The 17555-nt window shown below is 64.8% G+C and carries 14 protein-coding genes, 1 tRNA gene and 1 pseudogene; 6 read left to right on the forward strand and 10 right to left on the reverse strand.

Annotated features, from left to right (window positions below):
• Positions 1-59 precede the first annotated feature (59 nt).
• Both galT and galK read left to right on the forward strand, forming a co-directional pair.
• Positions 60-1220, forward strand: coding sequence for a galactose-1-phosphate uridylyltransferase (gene galT, locus QFZ70_RS12325; protein ID WP_307095939.1), 1161 nt, complete (start codon positions 60-62; stop codon positions 1218-1220).
• Positions 1217-2404, forward strand: coding sequence for a galactokinase (galK, locus tag QFZ70_RS12330; protein WP_373461586.1), 1188 nt, complete (start codon positions 1217-1219; stop codon positions 2402-2404). The genes galT and galK overlap by 4 nt, the downstream gene beginning before the upstream one ends.
• 96 nt (positions 2405-2500) lie before the next feature.
• On the opposite strand, the gene QFZ70_RS12335 is transcribed toward galK, so the two are convergent.
• Positions 2501-3412 (reverse strand): Bax inhibitor-1/YccA family protein, encoded by a 912-nt coding sequence (locus QFZ70_RS12335; RefSeq protein ID WP_307095941.1) that lies wholly within the window; start codon positions 3410-3412, stop codon positions 2501-2503.
• 484 nt (positions 3413-3896) lie between these two features.
• Between QFZ70_RS12335 and QFZ70_RS12340 the strand changes: the two genes are divergently transcribed.
• Genes QFZ70_RS12340 through QFZ70_RS12355 form a run of 4 tightly spaced genes read left to right on the forward strand, consistent with a single transcriptional unit; the run spans position 3897 to position 8031 of the window.
• Positions 3897-5192 carry a branched-chain amino acid ABC transporter permease gene (locus QFZ70_RS12340; RefSeq protein ID WP_373461681.1) on the forward strand — a complete coding sequence of 432 codons (1296 nt, stop codon included), beginning with the start codon at positions 3897-3899 and terminating at the stop codon, positions 5190-5192.
• Between the two features lie 9 nt (positions 5193-5201).
• Entirely contained in the window at positions 5202-6170 is a 969-nt protein-coding gene (locus tag QFZ70_RS12345) for a branched-chain amino acid ABC transporter permease (RefSeq protein WP_307095944.1), read from the forward strand.
• The gene (locus QFZ70_RS12350; RefSeq protein WP_307095945.1) at positions 6167-7261 is read left to right on the forward strand and encodes an ABC transporter ATP-binding protein; all 1095 of its coding nucleotides are present in this window, start codon (positions 6167-6169) and stop codon (positions 7259-7261) included. Before QFZ70_RS12345 ends, QFZ70_RS12350 begins: the two co-directional genes overlap by 4 nt.
• On the forward strand, positions 7258-8031 hold the full coding sequence (locus QFZ70_RS12355; protein WP_307095947.1) for an ABC transporter ATP-binding protein: 774 nt from the start codon (positions 7258-7260) through the stop codon (positions 8029-8031). Before QFZ70_RS12350 ends, QFZ70_RS12355 begins: the two co-directional genes overlap by 4 nt.
• Positions 8032-8096: 65 nt before the next feature.
• Here QFZ70_RS12355 and QFZ70_RS12360 read toward each other — a convergent pair whose 3' ends face one another.
• From QFZ70_RS12360 to eno, 9 genes and pseudogenes are all read right to left on the reverse strand, one after another.
• Entirely contained in the window at positions 8097-9446 is a 1350-nt protein-coding gene (locus tag QFZ70_RS12360; protein ID WP_307095948.1) for an ABC transporter substrate-binding protein, read from the reverse strand.
• Between the two features lie 219 nt (positions 9447-9665).
• Positions 9666-9739, reverse strand: a tRNA-Leu gene (locus QFZ70_RS12365).
• Between the two features lie 20 nt (positions 9740-9759).
• Positions 9760-10722, reverse strand: coding sequence for an N-acetyltransferase (locus QFZ70_RS12370; RefSeq protein ID WP_307095949.1), 963 nt, complete (start codon positions 10720-10722; stop codon positions 9760-9762).
• Positions 10723-10837: 115 nt separating this feature from the next.
• Positions 10838-12314: pseudogene (locus QFZ70_RS12375) on the reverse strand (NAD(P)/FAD-dependent oxidoreductase).
• A 58-nt stretch (positions 12315-12372) separates the two neighbouring features.
• Entirely contained in the window at positions 12373-13755 is a 1383-nt protein-coding gene (locus QFZ70_RS12380) for a S8 family serine peptidase (RefSeq protein WP_307095951.1), read from the reverse strand.
• A 27-nt stretch (positions 13756-13782) separates the two neighbouring features.
• A complete protein-coding gene (locus QFZ70_RS12385; protein ID WP_307095952.1) occupies positions 13783-14730 on the reverse strand; it encodes a Ppx/GppA phosphatase family protein in 948 nt (315 codons plus the stop codon).
• Positions 14727-15398, reverse strand: a complete 672-nt coding sequence (locus tag QFZ70_RS12390) for a DUF501 domain-containing protein (RefSeq protein ID WP_307095953.1) — start codon at positions 15396-15398, stop codon at positions 14727-14729. The genes QFZ70_RS12385 and QFZ70_RS12390 overlap by 4 nt, the downstream gene beginning before the upstream one ends.
• 28 nt (positions 15399-15426) lie before the next feature.
• The gene (locus QFZ70_RS12395) at positions 15427-16110 is read right to left on the reverse strand and encodes a septum formation initiator family protein (protein WP_307095954.1); all 684 of its coding nucleotides are present in this window, start codon (positions 16108-16110) and stop codon (positions 15427-15429) included.
• A 124-nt stretch (positions 16111-16234) separates the two neighbouring features.
• On the reverse strand, positions 16235-17515 hold the full coding sequence (gene eno, locus QFZ70_RS12400) for a phosphopyruvate hydratase (RefSeq protein ID WP_307095956.1): 1281 nt from the start codon (positions 17513-17515) through the stop codon (positions 16235-16237).
• Positions 17516-17555: the final 40 nt, after the last annotated feature.

Below are 17555 nucleotides of genomic sequence, written 5' to 3' on the forward strand. Positions count from 1 at the left end.
CTTTTGGGCGACCTGTGACACAATATTGTTAAGTTGCAGCAACACCCAAAGGACGGTTCATGACGGGAATCACCAGCACCAGGCTCTCTGACGGCAGGGAGCTGATTTATTTTGACGACGCCCACGCCCCCAAAGCGCGGACGGCGGACACCACCACGGACCACCGCGGCCTGGCCCCCAGGGGCGAGCCGGGCGAAGTCCGTTTCGATGCCCTCACCGACGAATGGGTGGCGGTAGCAGCCCACCGCCAAAGCCGCACCCATCTGCCGCCGGCGGACCAGTGTCCCATTTGCCCCACTACCGCCGGCAATCCTTCAGAGATACCGGCTGACGACTACGACGTTGTGGTATTCGAGAACCGCTTCCCGTCGCTTGGCCCGGCTCTGGGCACGGTCCCTGCGGTAGCGGCCTGGGGAACAACGGGACCCGCCTACGGCCGCTGCGAAGTGGTGGCGTTCACCCCGGCCCATACCGGATCCTTCAGCGGACTCAGCGAAGCCCGCTCCCGCACAGTGATTGAGGCATGGGCGCAGCGCACCGAAGCCCTGAGCGCGCTCCCCGGAATCAAACAGGTCTTCCCCTTCGAGAACCGCGGCGCGGATATCGGCGTAACTCTCCACCATCCCCACGGCCAAATTTATGCCTACCCCTACGTGACTCCGCGCGCAGGTGTCCTGGGCGCCGCTGCCCGGAAGTTCTACGATGCTGAGGACGGCCGGGAGACCCTCACGGGCTCGCTGCTGCGCTCCGAACGCGAAGACGGCAGCCGGATGGTCTTGGAGGGCGAAAACTTCAGCGCCTACGTTCCGTTTGCTGCCCGCTGGCCACTGGAGATCCATCTGGTTCCCCACCGCCAGGTTTCCGATCTGGCAGGGTTGAGCGGGAAGGAGAAGGATGAACTGGCGCATGTCTACCTTGACCTGCTCAAACGATTGGACGCGCTCTACCCCACGCCAACGCCGTACATCTCCGCGTGGCACCAGGCCCCGCTGGACGACCTGCTACGTCCCGCAAGCTACCTCCACCTCCAGCTGACCTCCCCGCGGCGGGCTGCCGACAAGCTGAAGTTCCTCGCCGGTTCCGAGGCTGCGATGGGCGCCTTCATTAATGACACCACCCCGGAAAGCGTGGCCGAGCGCCTGCGCAGCGTCACCGTTCCGGCTTCAACACCATCCAGCGCTGCCCTCCGGGCAGCCCTGCCCCAAGGAGCTTCCGCGTGAGTGCCGCATCTGACCCGCTGACCGTACCGGAAGGCACCTGTACCGAGGACCTGGCCGCCCGGTTCACCCGGGAGTTCGGCGGGGTTCCCGCCGGCATCTGGCAGGCGCCGGGCCGCGTGAACCTGATCGGTGAGCATACGGACTACAACGAGGGGTTTGTCCTGCCCTTCGCGATTGACCGGACAGCACGCGTGGCAGTAGCAGTGCGCCCTGATAACTCCGTGCGGCTGTTGTCCACGTACGGGGACCAGGGCGTGGTGACCACCACGCTGGATTCCCTGCAGCCCGGCTCGGCGAAAGGCTGGACGAAGTATCCGCTGGGTGTCATGTGGGCGCTTCGCCAGAAGGGCATCGAGGTGCCGGGCGTTGACCTGCTGCTGGACTCGAACGTCCCGCTCGGCGCGGGGCTCTCCTCCTCCCATGCCATCGAATGCGCCGTCATCTCGGCACTGAATGAACTGACCGGCGCCGGGCTGCAGGCGGAGGACATGGTCCTGGCCACGCAGCAGGCCGAAAACGATTTCGTGGGGGCGCCCACAGGGATAATGGATCAATCCGCCTCGTTACGCGGCTCCAAGGGCCACGCCGTCTTCCTGGACTGCAGGGACCAGAACGTCAGCCTGGTTCCGTTCGAAACGGAGCCGGCAGGCCTGGTGATGCTGGTCATCGACACCAAGGTGTCCCACTCCCATGCCGACGGCGGGTACGCGTCCCGGCGCGCATCCTGCGAGCTGGGCGCTGAGGTGCTGGGCGTTAGGGCACTGCGGGATGTCCAGGTAGGTGAACTGGAGGAAGCCTCGGGGCTGCTGGACGAAGTGACGTTCCGCCGGGTGCGCCATGTGGTCACCGAGAACGACCGCGTCCTCCAGAGTGTGGACCTCCTCGCGGCTGAGGGGCCGGCGTCAATCGGCCCACTCCTGGACGCGAGCCACGCGTCCATGCGCGACGACTTTGAAATCTCGTGCCCGGAACTCGACTTGGCGGTGGAGGCCTCCCGTGCCAACGGCGCCATCGGCGCCCGGATGACAGGTGGCGGGTTTGGCGGCGCGGCCATCGCGCTCACACCGGTGGGCTCGGAGCAAAAGGTGCGCGACGCCGTCGCCAAGGCTTTCGCTGCTGCCGGTTTCACTGCGCCGGATATCTTCACCGTGACTCCGGCAGCCGGCGCCATGCGGATTGCCTAGTTCCCCAAAACAGCTGAGGGCCCCACCATTCGGTGGGGCCCTCAGCTTTTAGCTGGCTACTGCTTTGCGTCCGACGGCGGGAGGCCGCTGTGGGGGTTAGTCGTCCCCGCGGAGGATCGCCAGCAGGCGGATGATCTCCACATAGAGCCACACGAGGGTGACGGTGAGGCCGAAGGCGGCGGTCCAGGAGAAGCGCTGCGGGGCGCCGCTGCGGACGCCTGCTTCGATGCTGGTGAAGTCCATGATCAGCGAGAAGGCAGCCAGACCGATGGCGAAGACGCCGATGAGGACGCCGATGATGCCGCTGCGCAGGCCGAACGGCTCCTGCGTTACTCCGGTGAGCATCATGATGAGGTTGACCACGGAGAACAGGGCGTAGCCTGCGATCGCGATCATAAAGAAGCGCATTGCCTTGGGCGTGGCGCGGACCTTGCCGCTCTTGAAGAGCAGCAGCGTCACTGCAAACACGGAGAGAGTACCCACCACTGCCTGCAGGCCGACACCCGGGTACTGGGTGTCCAGAATGCGGGTCAGGCCGCCGAGGAAGAGGCCTTCCAGTGCGGCATAGGCAAGAATGAGCGCCGGGGAGGGCTGCTTCTTGAACGTGTTGACCAGCGCCAGCACGAAGCCGCCAAGGGCGCCCACAATCATCAGCAGCGAGGCAAGGCCCAAGCCAACGGTCAGCGTGACGGCGGCGCCAACGATGACGGCGCCGAGGCAGAGGGTCGTTTTGACGATAACGTCGTCGAACGTCATCCGGCCGGTGTCTGCGGGGCCGGCTGCAGGCTGGTTGTACATCTGCTGCAGCTGCTCGTCGGTCATGGGCTGCTGTCCGTAGCCCTGCTGGCCGTACGGAGCCTGGCCGTAGGGAGCCTGGCCGTACGGCTGCTGGCCATAGGGAGCCTGGCCGTACGGCTGCTGGCCGTACGGAGCCTGCGGGACAGGCGGTGCCTGGGTGGCTCCACGGAAGCTTCTTCCGTTGAAGATCGGGTTGCCGCCAAGTGCCATTGCGGGATTCCTCCAATAGGGGATGTGTTGTGAACCTTATGGTTTACGCTACCAATTTTCACGTCCTTGCACCGCTAAAAGTTCCCCGCCGCAGGCGGGTGCAACCCAACCGTGACGTGTTGAAGCGGGCCACGCGGTTTCATGACGGACTCCAGCAGGGTGGCAGCCGGCAGGAAGCACCATGAATCAACAAAGGTTTCCTCCGGCTTTCCCTGCGGTTCGGGCTCCCGGCGCCGCCCAGTTGTTACCTGATCGCTATCCTGACGCCCCCAATCGCGGCATTTATCGGTTCTTCCGGGCTGTAGCATAAGCCAAGCAGGGTGACGGAACTCACATGCGTGACGGGTGCAGGGCGTTATGGCATCATCCCAGCCCTGCATCCGTTCGCAGCGGCTGCAATGGAGCAGCCGAGACCGCCCCCCAAGTGGAGGTTTTCAATTTGAGAAGTACATCCCAAGGCCTGCCGGCCGGAGGACGCCGCGGGTTGCTAAGACTGTTGGGAGCCATCAGCGCATCCATCCTGGCAATCCTCCTCGTGGTGGCCCCGGCATCCCAGGCCACTTCCCCGTCACCGACACCATCCCCGTCGAACCAAACCTTCCAGAACAACATCAGCGGATTCCTCCGCGACGATACCCGTGCACCTCTGGCGGACGTGACCATCACCGCCAGGAGCGGCGACTTCACGGGCACCGCCAAGTCGTCCGCGAACGGGTCCTGGAGTATCGGTGTGCCCGAGCAGGGGACCTACACGGTGGAGCTGGACGAATCAACCCTGCCTGAGGGCATAACCTTGGCCGAGGGCCAGGAGAATCCCCGTGAGGTGACGTTCAGCCAGACGTCCAACCTGTCTGTCATCTTCGCCTTCGGCAAAGGCATCGTGGTCCAGCAGCAGGACTTCGGCCAGAACCTGCTCAACCGCCTGGTGGCCGGATTGAGTTTTGGGCTGCTGCTGGCGCTGGCCTCCGTAGGCCTCTCGCTGATCTTCGGTACTACGGGACTGACCAACTTTGCCCACGGTGAGATGGTCACCCTCGGCGCCGTGCTGGTGTTTGCCTTCAATGCAATCGGCCTTCCGTTCTGGCTGGCCATCATCCTCTCCCTGCTGGGCGGCGGGTTGTTCGGCTACGTCCAGGACAGGGGGCTGTGGCGGCCCCTGCGGCGCCGCGGCACCAGCCTGGTGCCCATGATGATCGTCAGCATCGGCCTTGCCCTTGCCGTCCGGTATGTCATCCAGTTCTTCTTCGGCGGCGCCACCCAGCAGTTGCCGTTCGCCCAAAGCCCTGAGATTCAGCTCGGCCCGGTATCCATCTCACCCAACAACCTCTGGTCCCTGGGCATCAGCGCGGTAGTCATCGCCCTGATCGGCATCGTGCTGCTGAAAACCAGGCTGGGCAAAGCAACCCGCGCAGTGGCGGACAACCCCGCCCTCGCGGCGGCGTCGGGAATCGACGTCGACGGCGTGATCCGGCTTGTCTGGATCACCGGTGGCATGCTGGCGTCGCTCGGTGGCATTCTCTGGGCCTATTACCGTCCCGGCGTCACGTTCGACATGGGTTCCGCCATCCTGCTGCTGATCTTTGCCGGCGTCACCCTCGGCGGGCTCGGCACCGTGTTCGGCGCCCTGATCGGATCAATCATCGTCGGCATCTTTGTGGAGCTGACCACCGTGTTCGGCCTCGCTGCCGACCTCAAATACGTGGGAGCCCTGTTCATCATGATCGTTGTCCTCTTGTTCCGGCCGCAGGGAATCCTGGGCCGACGCGAGCGCGTGGGTTAGGAGACAGCCGTGGACTTTGGATTCATTCTTGCCAGCGCCGCCGCTGAGATTTTCAGCCCGACGACGGCCGCCTACGCCTTGGCCGCACTCGGCCTCGCGGTACATTTCGGTTACTCGGGGCTGCTCAACTTCGGCCAGGCGGGCTTCATGGCCGTGGGTGCCTACGGCTTCGCCATCTCCACCCTCAGTTTCGGCGTCCCGTTCTTCGTGGGTCTGCTGATCGCCGTCATTGCCTCGGCCATTTTCGCGCTGCTGCTTGGCATTCCCACCCTGAGGCTCCGCGCGGACTACCTCGCCATCGTCACCATTGCGGCAGCGGAAATCGTGCGGTATATCGTCACCACGAACCAGCTCACCTCGGTCACGGGATCAGCCAACGGCCTGGCGGCTTTCGAAGGCGGGTTCTACTCCATGAACCCGTTCCCGGAAGGCGACTACTTCGGCATGAATAACCGTGACTTCTTCATCCGCGTGGTGGGATGGGCCCTGGTGGCACTCTGCTGCACGCTCGTGTGGCTGCTGATGCGCAGCCCCTGGGGCCGGGTGCTCAAAGGCATCCGCGAAGACGAGAACGCCGTACGGTCACTGGGCAAGAACGTCTATGCCTACAAGATGCAGGCCCTCATCATCGGCGGAGTGCTGGGCGCCCTCGCCGGCATGGTCTTTACCCTTCCCCGAGGATCGGTGCAGCCGGCAAACTACGGAACGGAACTCACGTTCTTCCTCTACACCTGCCTCCTGCTCGGTGGCATGGCCACGGTCCTCGGACCGGTCATCGGCGCCATGATCTTCTGGGTGGTCCTCTCCCTGACCCAGGGGATCCTCTACGGCCTGATCGAATCAGGTGCCATCACGTGGCTCAACACGGTCCAGGCCGGGCAGCTGCGGTACATCCTGGTAGGCGTCGCCCTCATGCTGCTGATGATCTTCAGGCCGCAGGGCGTCTTCGGAAACAAGAAGGAGCTGGCGTTCGCATGAGCAAGCACAGCGAAGAATCCCCCACCACACAGGCCGGGGAAACGGACTACATGACGGACATCCGTCCCATAGCCGCCGGCGAAACCGGCCCCGGGTGCAAGAAGCGGGACCCCATCGTGGTGGCCGAAAACGTCACGCGAAGCTTCGGCGGCATCAATGCGGTGGACGTCGACTACCTGGAAATTCCCCGGCACAAAATCACCGCTTTGATCGGCCCCAACGGAGCCGGCAAAACAACCTTGTTCAACCTGCTGACCGGTTTTGATACGCCGAACAGCGGCAAGTGGCAGTTCGAAGGCCAGAGCCTGGCAGGGGTGTCCCCATACAAGGTGGCCCGGATGGGAATGGTCCGCACGTTCCAGCTCACCAAGGTCATGGGCAAGCTCACCGTGATGGAAAACATGCGCCTCGGCGCTGCGAACCAACCCGGTGAGAGCCTCGCCAAGGCACTCTTCAAGGGCATCTGGGGCGGCCGGGAGAAGCAGATTACCGCCGAGGCCGATGTCCTGCTGGAGAAGTTCAAGCTGGACGCGAAAAAGGACGACTATGCAGCGTCCCTTTCCGGCGGCCAGCGCAAGCTCCTGGAAATGGCCCGTTCCCTCATGGTGCGGCCCAAGCTGGTGATGCTTGATGAACCCATGGCAGGAGTCAACCCTGCGTTGACGCAGTCCCTGCTCGATCACATCAAGAACCTCAAAGCCGAAGGCATGACGGTTCTCTTCGTCGAACACGATATGCACATGGTCCGGCACATCGCCGATTGGGTGGTGGTGATGGCCGAGGGCAAGGTGGTTGCGGAAGGTCCCCCGGGGGAGGTCATGAAGAACCCCGCTGTCATCGACGCCTACCTGGGCGCCCACCATGACGTGGACCTCGGCGACTCCGAGGGCATCAAGGAACTTGCAGCAGAACTGGTGGCTGACGAAGAATCCATCGTCGGAACAGAGAATGCGGGCATCATCGCCGTCGACGTCGTGGCCGGAGAGGGCGACAGCCCCGTTCACACCGGGGAAGGCCAGCCTCAGCGCGACCAACCGCGCGGCCGTCACGGAAGCACGGAGACCGGCACCACAGAGAAGGACAGTCAATGAGCAGCACCAGCGCAGCACCCGCCGCCCAGCCCGTCAGCGACGGCGACTCGGTGGTCAAGGTCACCGATCTGGTGGCCGGTTACCTTCCCGGCGTCAACATCCTGAACGGCTGCAGCATCGAGGCCCGCAAAGGCGAACTGATCGGCATCATCGGGCCCAACGGAGCCGGCAAGTCGACCCTGTTGAAGGCAATGTTCGGCCTCGTCAAGGTCCATTCCGGAACAGTGGTGGTGCGCGGGCAGGACATTACAGGCCTGAAGGCGAACAAGCTGGTAAGCCGGGGCGTAGGTTTCGTCCCCCAGACCAACAACGTTTTCGCCACCCTGACCATCGAGGAAAACCTGCAGATGGGCATGTTCCAGCGTCCCAAGGACTTCGCCGAACGGTTCGACTTCGTCACCAGCCTGTTTCCTGAACTCGGCAAGCGCCGGGCCCAGCGCGCCGGCTCCCTCTCAGGCGGCGAGCGCCAGATGGTGGCGATGGGACGGGCGTTGATGATGGATCCGGCAGTGCTGTTGCTCGACGAGCCGTCCGCGGGCCTCTCCCCCGTCAAGCAGGACGAAACCTTCCTGCGCGTGCATGAGATCAACCGCGCGGGCGTCTCGGTGATCATGGTGGAACAAAACGCCAGGCGTTGCCTGCAGATCTGCGACCGCGGCTACGTCCTGGATCAGGGCCGGGATGCGTACACGGGCACCGGCCGTGAACTGATGAAGGACCCCAAGGTCATTCAGCTGTATCTTGGCACGCTGGCCGACACTGTCGAGTAAAGGCAAACGCCACACAAAGAGCCCCTGTCCGGTTGGACAGGGGCTCTTTGGTGTTGCGGGTGGCGTTACAGCTTGCCGAACTCCGACTGGAGGGGCTTGAGCTTGTTGTCGTTGGTGTATTCGTAGATGCCAATGTAGGCCTCTGTCGGGTCACCGGCGTCGGAGAAGGTTACAGGGCCGGACTGGCCGTCATAGTCGATGTCCTTGCCCTCACGCAGCAGGGTGACGCAGGAGGGGAAGCTGGTGCACTTCTCGCCGGCTTCCGAAACTCCCTTGAGCTGCTTGGCGATTTCAACTCCACTGGTGCTGCCGGCGGCCTCGGATGCCAGTGCAATCAGGTTCACGGCATCGTAGGATTCGCCGCCGTAGGTGAAGTCCTTCAGTGCCGGGTCCACTTCAAGAAGCTTCTTGGTGAAGGATTCGTTGGCGAAGGTTCCCGGGAAGGTACCATGGGCTCCTTCCATCGTGCCCGCTTGGAAGTCCTTGCTGTAATCCGACGTGTTGCCGTCCACCAGGAACATCTGGCTGGCCTTCACACCCTTGCCGGTCATCAGCGGCACGATGCTCTTGGCCTGGTCAAAGGTGATCAGGGCGATTGCATCGGGCTTGGCTGCAATAACCTTGTCCACCTGGCTGCTGAACTGGGTGTCGCCCTCGTTGAAGAGCTCCTCAGCCACCACCTTGCCGCCGGCTGACTCAAACGCTGCCTTGATGTTGGTGGCCAGCCCCGTGCCGTAGGCATCGTTCAGGACGATCATGCCGACGGTTTGGGCACCGCAGGTGACCATGTAGTTACCCAGGACCTTGCCCTGGAGAACGTCGGAGGGCGCCGTACGCCAGTACAGGCCTTTGTCGTCCCACGTGGTGAAGTCCGGCGAGGTGTTGGCGGGCGAGAACTGCAGTACACCGGCGCCCGTGATCTGGTTGATGACCGTCTTGGAAACGCCGGAGGAGGCTGCGCCGATGATGGCGTTGACCCCCTGGCCGAGCAAAGCAGAGGTGGACTGGGTTGCGATGTCCGTCTTGGTGTCGCCCGAGTCGCGGTGGACCACCTGAACAGGCTTGCCGAGGACGCCGCCGGCATCGTTGACTTCCTTAACACCAAGGTTGACGCCGGCAATTTCCGGTGGGCCCAGGTAGGCCAGCGAACCGGTGGTGGGCAGGAGAGAGCCGAGCTTCAGCGGAGTCTTGGTTGTGCCCTTGGACGGAGGGACTGCGCCGCCCGCGTCAGCAGCCGGTGCGCTGCTACTGGTGGTGCCGGGCGCCGGGCAGGCGATGCCTGCCGCTGACCCGGTGGCGGTTTCGGACGCCGTGGGTGTGGACGAACCGCCGCAAGCCGTTGCCATAAAGGCGACGCCGATGCCAAGCACTGTCAGCTTGGCAACGCGGGTTCCCGCCTGGGGGAATAAAGTCATTTACGAGCTCCTCGATCTAAAGGTGCGAACGGCCTTTGACACGAAAAATCAGGTGTTCCTGATTTAGCTTTCAAGCTAATGCATATGCCCGGGGAAGATAAGTGAGAGAGGTCACACTTACATAACAGTCGTTGCATATGTGGAATCAAACGCAGGAAAGCCGCCCGCGGTGCGGACGGCTTCCTCTTTCGGCGGCCCCTGGCGGCCGGTTCTGCCACGTACCCCAGGTGGGACTCGAACCCACAACACGCGGATTTTAAGTCCGCTGCCTCTGCCAATTGGGCTACTGGGGCAACGGCTCAATGGTATCCCGTCAAAGGCGTGAGAACGGTTCGGCATACCGGAACGTGCCACGGATGCCGCCAGGCCACAGGGCAAGCGGCAACAACTGAAAATAATCGCCCCATTCGGCCTCGGGCGGAAGCACGCCCAACGTTGCGGCCGGGACAAAGCCAAAGCGGGAGTAGTAATCGGGGCTGCCGAGCAGGGCGATACCGATCTCCCCCGCATCGTTTGCCCTGGCAATGCTCTCCTTCATCAATGCAGAACCAATGCCGTGCCTCTGGAGCCGCGGGGTGACACCAATGGGGCCGAGGCCCAGCAGTTCCTGTCCGCCCACCCATCCGCGCGTGCTGATCACATGCCCCACCAGCTCGCCGTCCAGGACCGCGACCAAGCTGAAACCGGGGAGGTACTCCTGGGCGTCAAAGAGCTCCCGGAGCACGTTGACCTCCACCGGCTCCCCGTCCGCCGGAAGACCGGTGGCCGGCGAGATGGCGAATGCCTCCGCTGTCAGGGCGAGGATCGCATCCCGGTCCTCGCGGGTCTCCTCGCGCAGCAGGAGTTCAGGCCGGGGCACCTGCCCGCGGCCCTGCCCAGGCGCATTCTGCGCCGCGAGTTCTGCCAGCACCTCGAGGGCGCGGGGGGCGTCGGCCACTGGCACCAGGAGGTGGTCGTGGTGGAACCCGGCAAGGACATTGCAGCTGATCCTGGCATCCGTGAGTGCCTTGCTGACGGCGGCGGTGAGTCCCACGGCTTCCAAGGCGGAGTGGATCTGCAAGGTAATCCAGGCGCCCACGAAGTCGTAGGACAATCCTTCCTTGTCAGCCTGCGAACGGGGCAGGACCACAGTGAGGCCCTCAGGTTCCCGTACGGCAGCTTCGATGCCCGACGTCAAAGGCCGCCCGTGCGGCCACAGGACGTACACGTACTCACCCGCGCGCCGGACCGGGCGCATCCCTGCCAGCAGGGCCTGTAGGTTCTTCTCGCCAGTCATGCTGCCCAGTCTAGAAGGCCGATGCCGGCGGCAGTGCTGACGTCTTCTGGAAAAACGCGAACGGCGGCCATCCCCAAAAGGGACAGCCGCCGTCGTGTGCTAATTCAGGGCAGGTCTATTTCACGCTGGCCGGGAGCACGTCCGCTTTCGTGGTGGCGGTGGAACCTGAACCGCCGGCCACCGGGGCAGGAGCGTCCGCAGCGGGTGCGGCGGCCGGCTTGGGAGCCGGGGTAGCTGCTGCCACGAAGGCGCCGCGCGGGTTGTCCAGGTCCATCAGCTGCGTGGTGTCGCGGCCCGCGAAGAAGCTGAGGATCCAGTTGAAGACCACCCGGAATTTGCGCTCGAATGTGGGCATCGCCATGCCGTGGTAGCCACGGTGGGCGAGCCAGGCAAGACCGCCCTTGAGGCCGATGCTGCCCACAAGGTTGATGTTGGCAACGCCCTTCCACTCACCGAAGCCTGCAACAGCACCCAGGTTCTTGTGCTTGTAGTCCTTCAGCGGCTTGTCCCAGCGGGAGGCCCACAGGTTCTTGGCGAGGCGTTTGGCCTGGCGGAGCGCATGCTGGGCGTTCGGAACGCAGGTGCCGTCCGGGAGGCCCTTGCCGGTGAGGTCCGGCACGGCGGCGACGTCGCCGGCTGCCCAGGCGTTGTCGATAATGCCCTCATCACCGGCAACCCGGAGGTCCGGCAGGACGCGCACGCGGCCGCGGGGCTCGAGCGGGAAGTCGGTGGAGCGGACCATGGGGTTGGCCTGCACGCCGGCCGTCCACACGAGGGTGTCCGTTTCGAACTCCTGGGCGGGGGTCTTGTCCGGGAGGTTGATGAGCTTGAGGCTGCCCTCAGCGTTGTCCAGGGAGGTGTTGAGGAGTACCTCGATGCCGCGGCTGCGGAGGTGCTCCACAACCCATTCCGCCTGCTGGGCGGTGACTTCGGGCATGATCCGGCCCATGGCTTCAACCAGGACGAAGCGGACTTCCTCCTGCTTGATGCGGGGGTTGTTCCGGACGGCGGCCCGGGCGAGGTCTTCCATTTCGGTGATGCACTCGATTGCCGGCAAATCCGCCACCCACCACCACGAACGTGAGGGCCTTGGCGCGGGCAGCGGGGTCGGTCATGGTGGAGGCGACTTCGATGCGCTCCAGGACCTTGTTGCGGAGGGCAACAGCTTCCTCGATGGTCTTCAGGCCGATGCCCTTGTCCGCGAGTCCCTTGATGGGGAACGTACGCGTGATGGCACCTGCGGCCATCACAACGTCGAAGTAGGGAACCTCAAAGTGCGCGCCGCCATCAGCGGGAGCCACTACGGCGGTGCGGTTGGCGTGGTCAATCGAGGTCACGCGGCCCTGGATCAATTCGGTCTGCTTGAGGTGCTGGCGGTGGGAAACCACAGCGTGGCGCGCCTCGATGTTGCCACCGGCCACCTCGGGCAGGAACGGCTGGTAGGTCATGTACGGCAGTGGATCCACGAGGGTGACGATGCCACCGGCGTTCGCGATCTTCTTCTGCAATTTGAGTGCTACGTACAGGCCGACGTACCCGCCGCCGACGACGAGTACCCTGGGACGGTCCTGGAGCTCTGGGGTGGTTGCCATGGATCAAGGATACCGCAGTTTGTGAAAATCTTCACTAACTGTCCGAAAGCTACAGGGCTTAGGTTTGACGCTCGGAATCCACACTGCCCATCACCCCTGTGTCGGGCTCGTCGGCCAGCTCCGCCGGTCTCCCCGCCGCCCGCCGGAGCTGGATGACGGCTGCCGCGATGATCGCCACGAACAGCAGGCTGAAACCAATGACGACGGCGGCGCCGAGGGCACTGTCCCGCTGCGACGGCGGCACAACCGCAGGGACGGTGGCCTCCGGCAGGGTGGGCGCCGCGCTGGGGACTTCCGCGGTGGGGAGCGGTGCGGGGGTGGCAAAGTTGCCCCGCCGGTGGACCCGGATCCACTCGGCAATGGAACCAAGCGGGTTTGCCGCTGCTTCCGGCACGTCGGCCTTCAGCGCCGCCTCTGCATTAAGGACCCCGAAGCCGTACAGGGGATCCTTGCCGGGGGCTCCGGCATCCTTCGCCGTTGAAACAATCCTGTTGATGACCTGTTCGGCGCTCATGTCCGGCCACTTGGAACGGATCAGCGCCGCAACACCGGCAACGATCGGCGTAGAGCCGGAGGTCCCTGCCCATTCTGCGTAGCTGCCGCCGGGCACGCCGCCCAGCAGGTTCTCCGCGGGCGCCGCTACGCCGATGCTGATTCCCTGGGAGGATGCGTCAACACTGGCTGTGCCCTTGCGGTCCACGCCGGCGACCGTGAGGACGCCGGGAATGGTGGCAGGAGCGCCCACCTGGATGTTGCCGCCCACCCGGTTGCCCGCGGCGGCCACAATCACCACGTCTTTTTGCTCGGCGTAAAGAAACGCGGCGTCCCAGCTTTGCGGCCACTGCGGGGTGGTGCTGCCGAGGGAAATGTTGATGACCCGGGCACCGTTATCCACCGCCCAGCGGACGGCCTCGGGGATCTGGTCCTGGTCACTTTTGCCGGACGGGTTCGTTGAGCCCAGCCAGGTGGAGACCGAGAGGATCTGCGCTTCCGGAGCTACCCCCACGATTCCGTCAGGGGGAAGGGCTCCGGGGCGGGGTGAAGGCGAAGGCTTGGGCGAGGGCGAGGCAGTAGCGCGTGCGGGCTGGTGGCCGCGTCCTGCGAGCATGGTGGCCACCAGCGTGCCGTGTTCCGTCTTGGAGCCTACGCCCTCCTGCCCGTTGGGCTGTCCTGAACCGGAGGCGTCATAGCCGCCAGCAACGGCTCCCTTGAGGTCAGGGTGCTGGGCGTCCACGCCGCTGTCGATCACGGCCACCTTGACCCCGGCGCCCTTGGAAACCTCCCAGGCCTTGGTGATGCCGGACTCCGCCAGCCAGTACTGCTTGTCGCGCCATTCGTCCGCCTGCGCCGCCTGGGCAGTGAACAGGCCGGTGACCAGGCAGCCGCCGGCCAGGACCAGCGCGAGCAGGGCTGCGCCGGTCCGTCCAAGCGGTGCTCTCATTCGGGTGGTGGATATCTTCATGGGCCGTCAGCCGATACTCAGGGCGATGCCGTCGAGGATGTCGTGTTCGCTGGCTGTGGCTGTTGCGATGCGCCCGCCGGTGAGCTCTGCCAGCCGTTCGAGGATCCGGCCCCACACCAGTCCCCCGGCGCCGATGACGTCTACCCGGCCGGGGTGCATGTAGGGCAGGCCGGCGCGTTCCGATCGCGTCATGGTGAGGAGCTCGGTGGAGGCCGCCCGGACTGTGCCGAGGGGCAGTTCCGTGCCGTGAATCGTATCTGGTGAATATTCAGGAAGGCGAAGGGCGTGCGCGGTGATGGTGGTAATGGAACCGGCAACGCCCAGGACGGCGGTGGCTCGTTCCAGGGGTACGTCCTGCCCGGCGCGGGCGATGGCGGCGTCCACGTCAGCTTCCGCGGCAGCTATCTGTTCGGCGGTGGGCGGGTCCTGGCTCAGATGCCGTTCGGTCAGGCGCACACAACCGATGTCTACGGACTTTGCCGCCGTCACCCCGGCTGCCGTACCCAGGACGAACTCGGTGCTGCCGCCGCCCAGGTCAACCACCAGCACCTCCTGGCCGTCAAGGATGGGCAGGACGCTGCTGGCTCCGGCAAAGGACAGCGCGGCTTCCTCGTCACCGGAAATGACCTCGGGTTCCACGCCCAGGAGGTCCCGGACGCCGTCCACGAACAGGTCCCGGTTCCGTGCGTCACGGCTGGCGGAGGTGGCAACGAAGCGGACCTTGACGGCACCGTGTTCCTTTATCAGGCTGGCGTAGTCGGCGGTGGCCGCAAACGTCCGCTCCAGGGCCTCCGGGGCCAGTTCGCCCGTGGCGTCCACTCCCTCGCCCAGCCTCACCACGCGCATCTCGCGCACGATATCCGTGAGGCTGGTGGTTCCGTTGCTGCGGTCGATGTCTGCGATCAGGAGGCGGATGGAATTGGTGCCGCAGTCGATGGCGGCAACGCGGGTCATTTAGCGGCCTCGGCAGTCCCGGAAGTCTTCCGGACCGGCGCGGGGCGGCCCACGATGTCCGGCAGCCCCTGCGGCCCGTGCCGGCTGAGGTCCCTGGACGGAGCTTCCCCTGCCGTATCCCAGGCGCCTTCGCAGTAGCACCTGTCTGTGGTCCACCACTCACTGATCGCGTTGATGGCCTGGTCCCCCAGCGGGTTGACTCCTGGACCGGCTGCGAGGGAATGCCCCACCAGGACGTGGAGGCACTTGACGCGGGTCGGCATGCCGCCGGCGGATATCCCGTCGATCTCGGGAACAGCTCCGATTCCGGACCGTTCACCGATGGCCGCACGTGCTGCCAGGTAGGCCTCATGCGCGGAGCGGTAGGCGTTGGCCAGTTCACCGTTACCGGCCAGCTGCTCGTTCATTTCGGTCATCACACCTGCTGCCTCCAGCCGGGAAACCGCAGAGGTGATGACCGGATGAGTCAGATAGTACGTGGTGGGAAACGGGGTTCCATTGGCGAGGCGTGGAGCGGTTGCGGCCACCAGCGGGTTGCCGCAGACGCAGCGCGCGGGAATCTCGACGACGTCCCGGACCGGACGTCCCAACTGGCGGCTCAGTACCTCCAGGTCTCGTGCTGATGGCTGGCGGGATTCGTCCCGGGCGGCTGCCGTGTTAAGTTCCACTGTCGCGGGCCGTCCTTCCTTTTGCGGTTCAGTCTGTGGCCGCGCGCGTGATGGACTCCCACAGGGAATCCACCCACGGCAGATCGGCGGGGTCTTGTGCTGCTGCACCGGTTTGGCTACTGCTTTCTCCGGCCGGCAAATCGCTGCCGAAGACCCAGTAGCCGGTTTCGCCCGGCATAACCATGTTAATGCGGTCGCGGGCCTGCTGTTTCACGTAGTTGGGGTCCTCCCAGCGGGAGACCTGCTGGCGCAGGCTGTCACCTTCAGCCACCCGGGCTGCGATGTCCGCATTCAGGGCTTCGATTTCTGCCCTTTTGTCGAAGAAAATCTTCACCGTGGGCGCCAGCATGATGGTAATGGCAATCATGACCACCGCCAGCGCGAGCATCCGTCCGGAAAACGCCTTGGCGGGGACGGGCTGCTGGTCATCCGCAGTTTCGGTGCCGGCCGCCGGGGAGGTGCCTTGGGAACGGTTCCCTTTCCCTCCGCCGGCAGATGCGGTGACGCCGTGGGATCCGGACGCAGTCCTGGAGCCTGCCGGGTTGCCGCCCGCGGCGTGGCCTTCGTTCGGTGCCGCGGCTTTCCGGCCGGCCCCGTGCGTGCCGGGCTTGTCCGTGGCGGTACCGAAATCCGCGCGGATGACGTCCGCCTCCGCAACCGTTGCCTGGCGGGGTGGGGCGACCTTTGGGACTTTGGGACGGCGGGTAGCCATGACACTCCTGAAACACGCAGCCTGCCTGGGCCGCCACTAGCTGGGCTGGAACTAATACTGCCGAAACAACAACGGTGGCTATGGTCTTTCAACCATAGCCACCGACGCGTCGTTGATGCGGCTACTAGCCCTTGAAACGCGGGAACGCGCTGCGGCCTGCGTAGCGCGCGGCGTCGTCGAGTTCCTCTTCGATGCGCAGCAGCTGGTTGTACTTGGCAACGCGCTCGGAGCGGGCCGGGGCGCCGGTCTTGATCTGGCCGGCGTTGGTGGCCACCGAGATGTCGGCGATGGTGGTGTCCTCGGTTTCGCCCGAGCGGTGCGAGGTGATGGTGGTGTAGCCGGCGCGCTGGGCCAGGCTCACGGCGTCGAGCGTTTCGGTGAGCGAACCAATCTGGTTCACCTTGACCAGCAGGGAGTTGGCGGTCTTGGTGTCGATGCCGCGCTGCAGGATGGCGGGGTTGGTGACGAAGAGGTCATCACCCACCAGCTGGACCTTGTCGCCGATGGAGTCGGTGAGGGTCTTCCAGCCGTCCCAGTCGTTCTCGTCCAGCGGGTCTTCGATGGAGACCAGCGGGTAGTCGGCGACGAGCTCGGTGTAGTAGGCGCTCATCTCGGCGGAGGTCAGGGCCTTGCCTTCGAACTGGTAGGCACCGTCGGTGAAGAACTCGGAGGAGGCGACGTCCAGGGCCAGGGCGATGTCCTTGCCCGGGGTGTAGCCGGCGTTCTTGATGGCTTCCTGGATCAGGTCCAGTGCTGCACGGTTGGAGGGCAGGTTCGGCGCGAAGCCGCCTTCGTCGCCCAGGCCGGTTGCGAGGCCCTTTTCCTTCAGCACGGCCTTGAGGGCGTGGTAGACCTCAACGCCCCAGCGCAGGCCCTCCGAGAAGGTCTCGGCGCCCAGCGGGACAACCATGAATTCCTGGATGTCGACGTCGGAATCGGCGTGCGAGCCACCGTTGAGGATGTTCATCAGCGGGACCGGCAGGACGTGGGCGTTCGGGCCGCCAAGGTACTTGTACAGCGGCAGGTCAGCGGAGGCGGCGGCTGCGTTGGCAACGGCCAGGGAAACGCCGAGGATGGCGTTGGCGCCCAGCTTGCCCTTGTTCGGCGTGCCGTCCAGGTCCAGCATGGCCTGGTCGATGCTGCGCTGGTCCGTGGCGTCGAAACCGGTCAGTGCCGGAGCGATCTGGTCGATGATGGCGTCAACAGCCTTCTGGACGCCCTTACCGAGGTAACGGCCTTTGTCGCCGTCACGCAGCTCAACGGCTTCGTGCTCACCGGTGGAGGCACCGGAGGGAACTGCCGCGCGGCCGATCTGGCCGTCCGAGAGCAGTACTTCAACTTCTACTGTGGGGTTGCCGCGGGAATCAAGGATTTCGCGGGCGTGGATGGCATCGATAAGCGCCATGAATTTGCTCCTTATGGCTGATTAACGGGGGAAATACAGC

This window comes from Arthrobacter sp. V1I9, assembly GCF_030817075.1.
In the GTDB taxonomy this organism is placed as follows: Bacteria; Actinomycetota; Actinomycetes; order Actinomycetales; family Micrococcaceae; genus Arthrobacter.

What these genes read in the sequence shown, in the direction of transcription:
- QFZ70_RS12350 (WP_307095945.1), top strand. Translation starts at nt 6,167, where the DNA reads ATGAGCAAGCACAGCGAAGAATCCCCCACCACACAGGCCGGGGAAACG.
- QFZ70_RS12360 (WP_307095948.1), bottom strand. Translation starts at nt 9,446, where the DNA reads ATGACTTTATTCCCCCAGGCGGGAACCCGCGTTGCCAAGCTGACAGTG.
- QFZ70_RS12395 (WP_307095954.1), bottom strand. Translation starts at nt 16,110, where the DNA reads ATGGCTACCCGCCGTCCCAAAGTCCCAAAGGTCGCCCCACCCCGCCAG.
- eno (WP_307095956.1), bottom strand. Translation starts at nt 17,515, where the DNA reads ATGGCGCTTATCGATGCCATCCACGCCCGCGAAATCCTTGATTCCCGC.
- QFZ70_RS12370 (WP_307095949.1), bottom strand. Translation starts at nt 10,722, where the DNA reads ATGACTGGCGAGAAGAACCTACAGGCCCTGCTGGCAGGGATGCGCCCG.
- QFZ70_RS12380 (WP_307095951.1), bottom strand. Translation starts at nt 13,755, where the DNA reads ATGAGAGCACCGCTTGGACGGACCGGCGCAGCCCTGCTCGCGCTGGTC.
- galT (WP_307095939.1), top strand. Translation starts at nt 60, where the DNA reads ATGACGGGAATCACCAGCACCAGGCTCTCTGACGGCAGGGAGCTGATT.
- QFZ70_RS12335 (WP_307095941.1), bottom strand. Translation starts at nt 3,412, where the DNA reads ATGGCACTTGGCGGCAACCCGATCTTCAACGGAAGAAGCTTCCGTGGA.
- QFZ70_RS12355 (WP_307095947.1), top strand. Translation starts at nt 7,258, where the DNA reads ATGAGCAGCACCAGCGCAGCACCCGCCGCCCAGCCCGTCAGCGACGGC.
- QFZ70_RS12385 (WP_307095952.1), bottom strand. Translation starts at nt 14,730, where the DNA reads ATGACCCGCGTTGCCGCCATCGACTGCGGCACCAATTCCATCCGCCTC.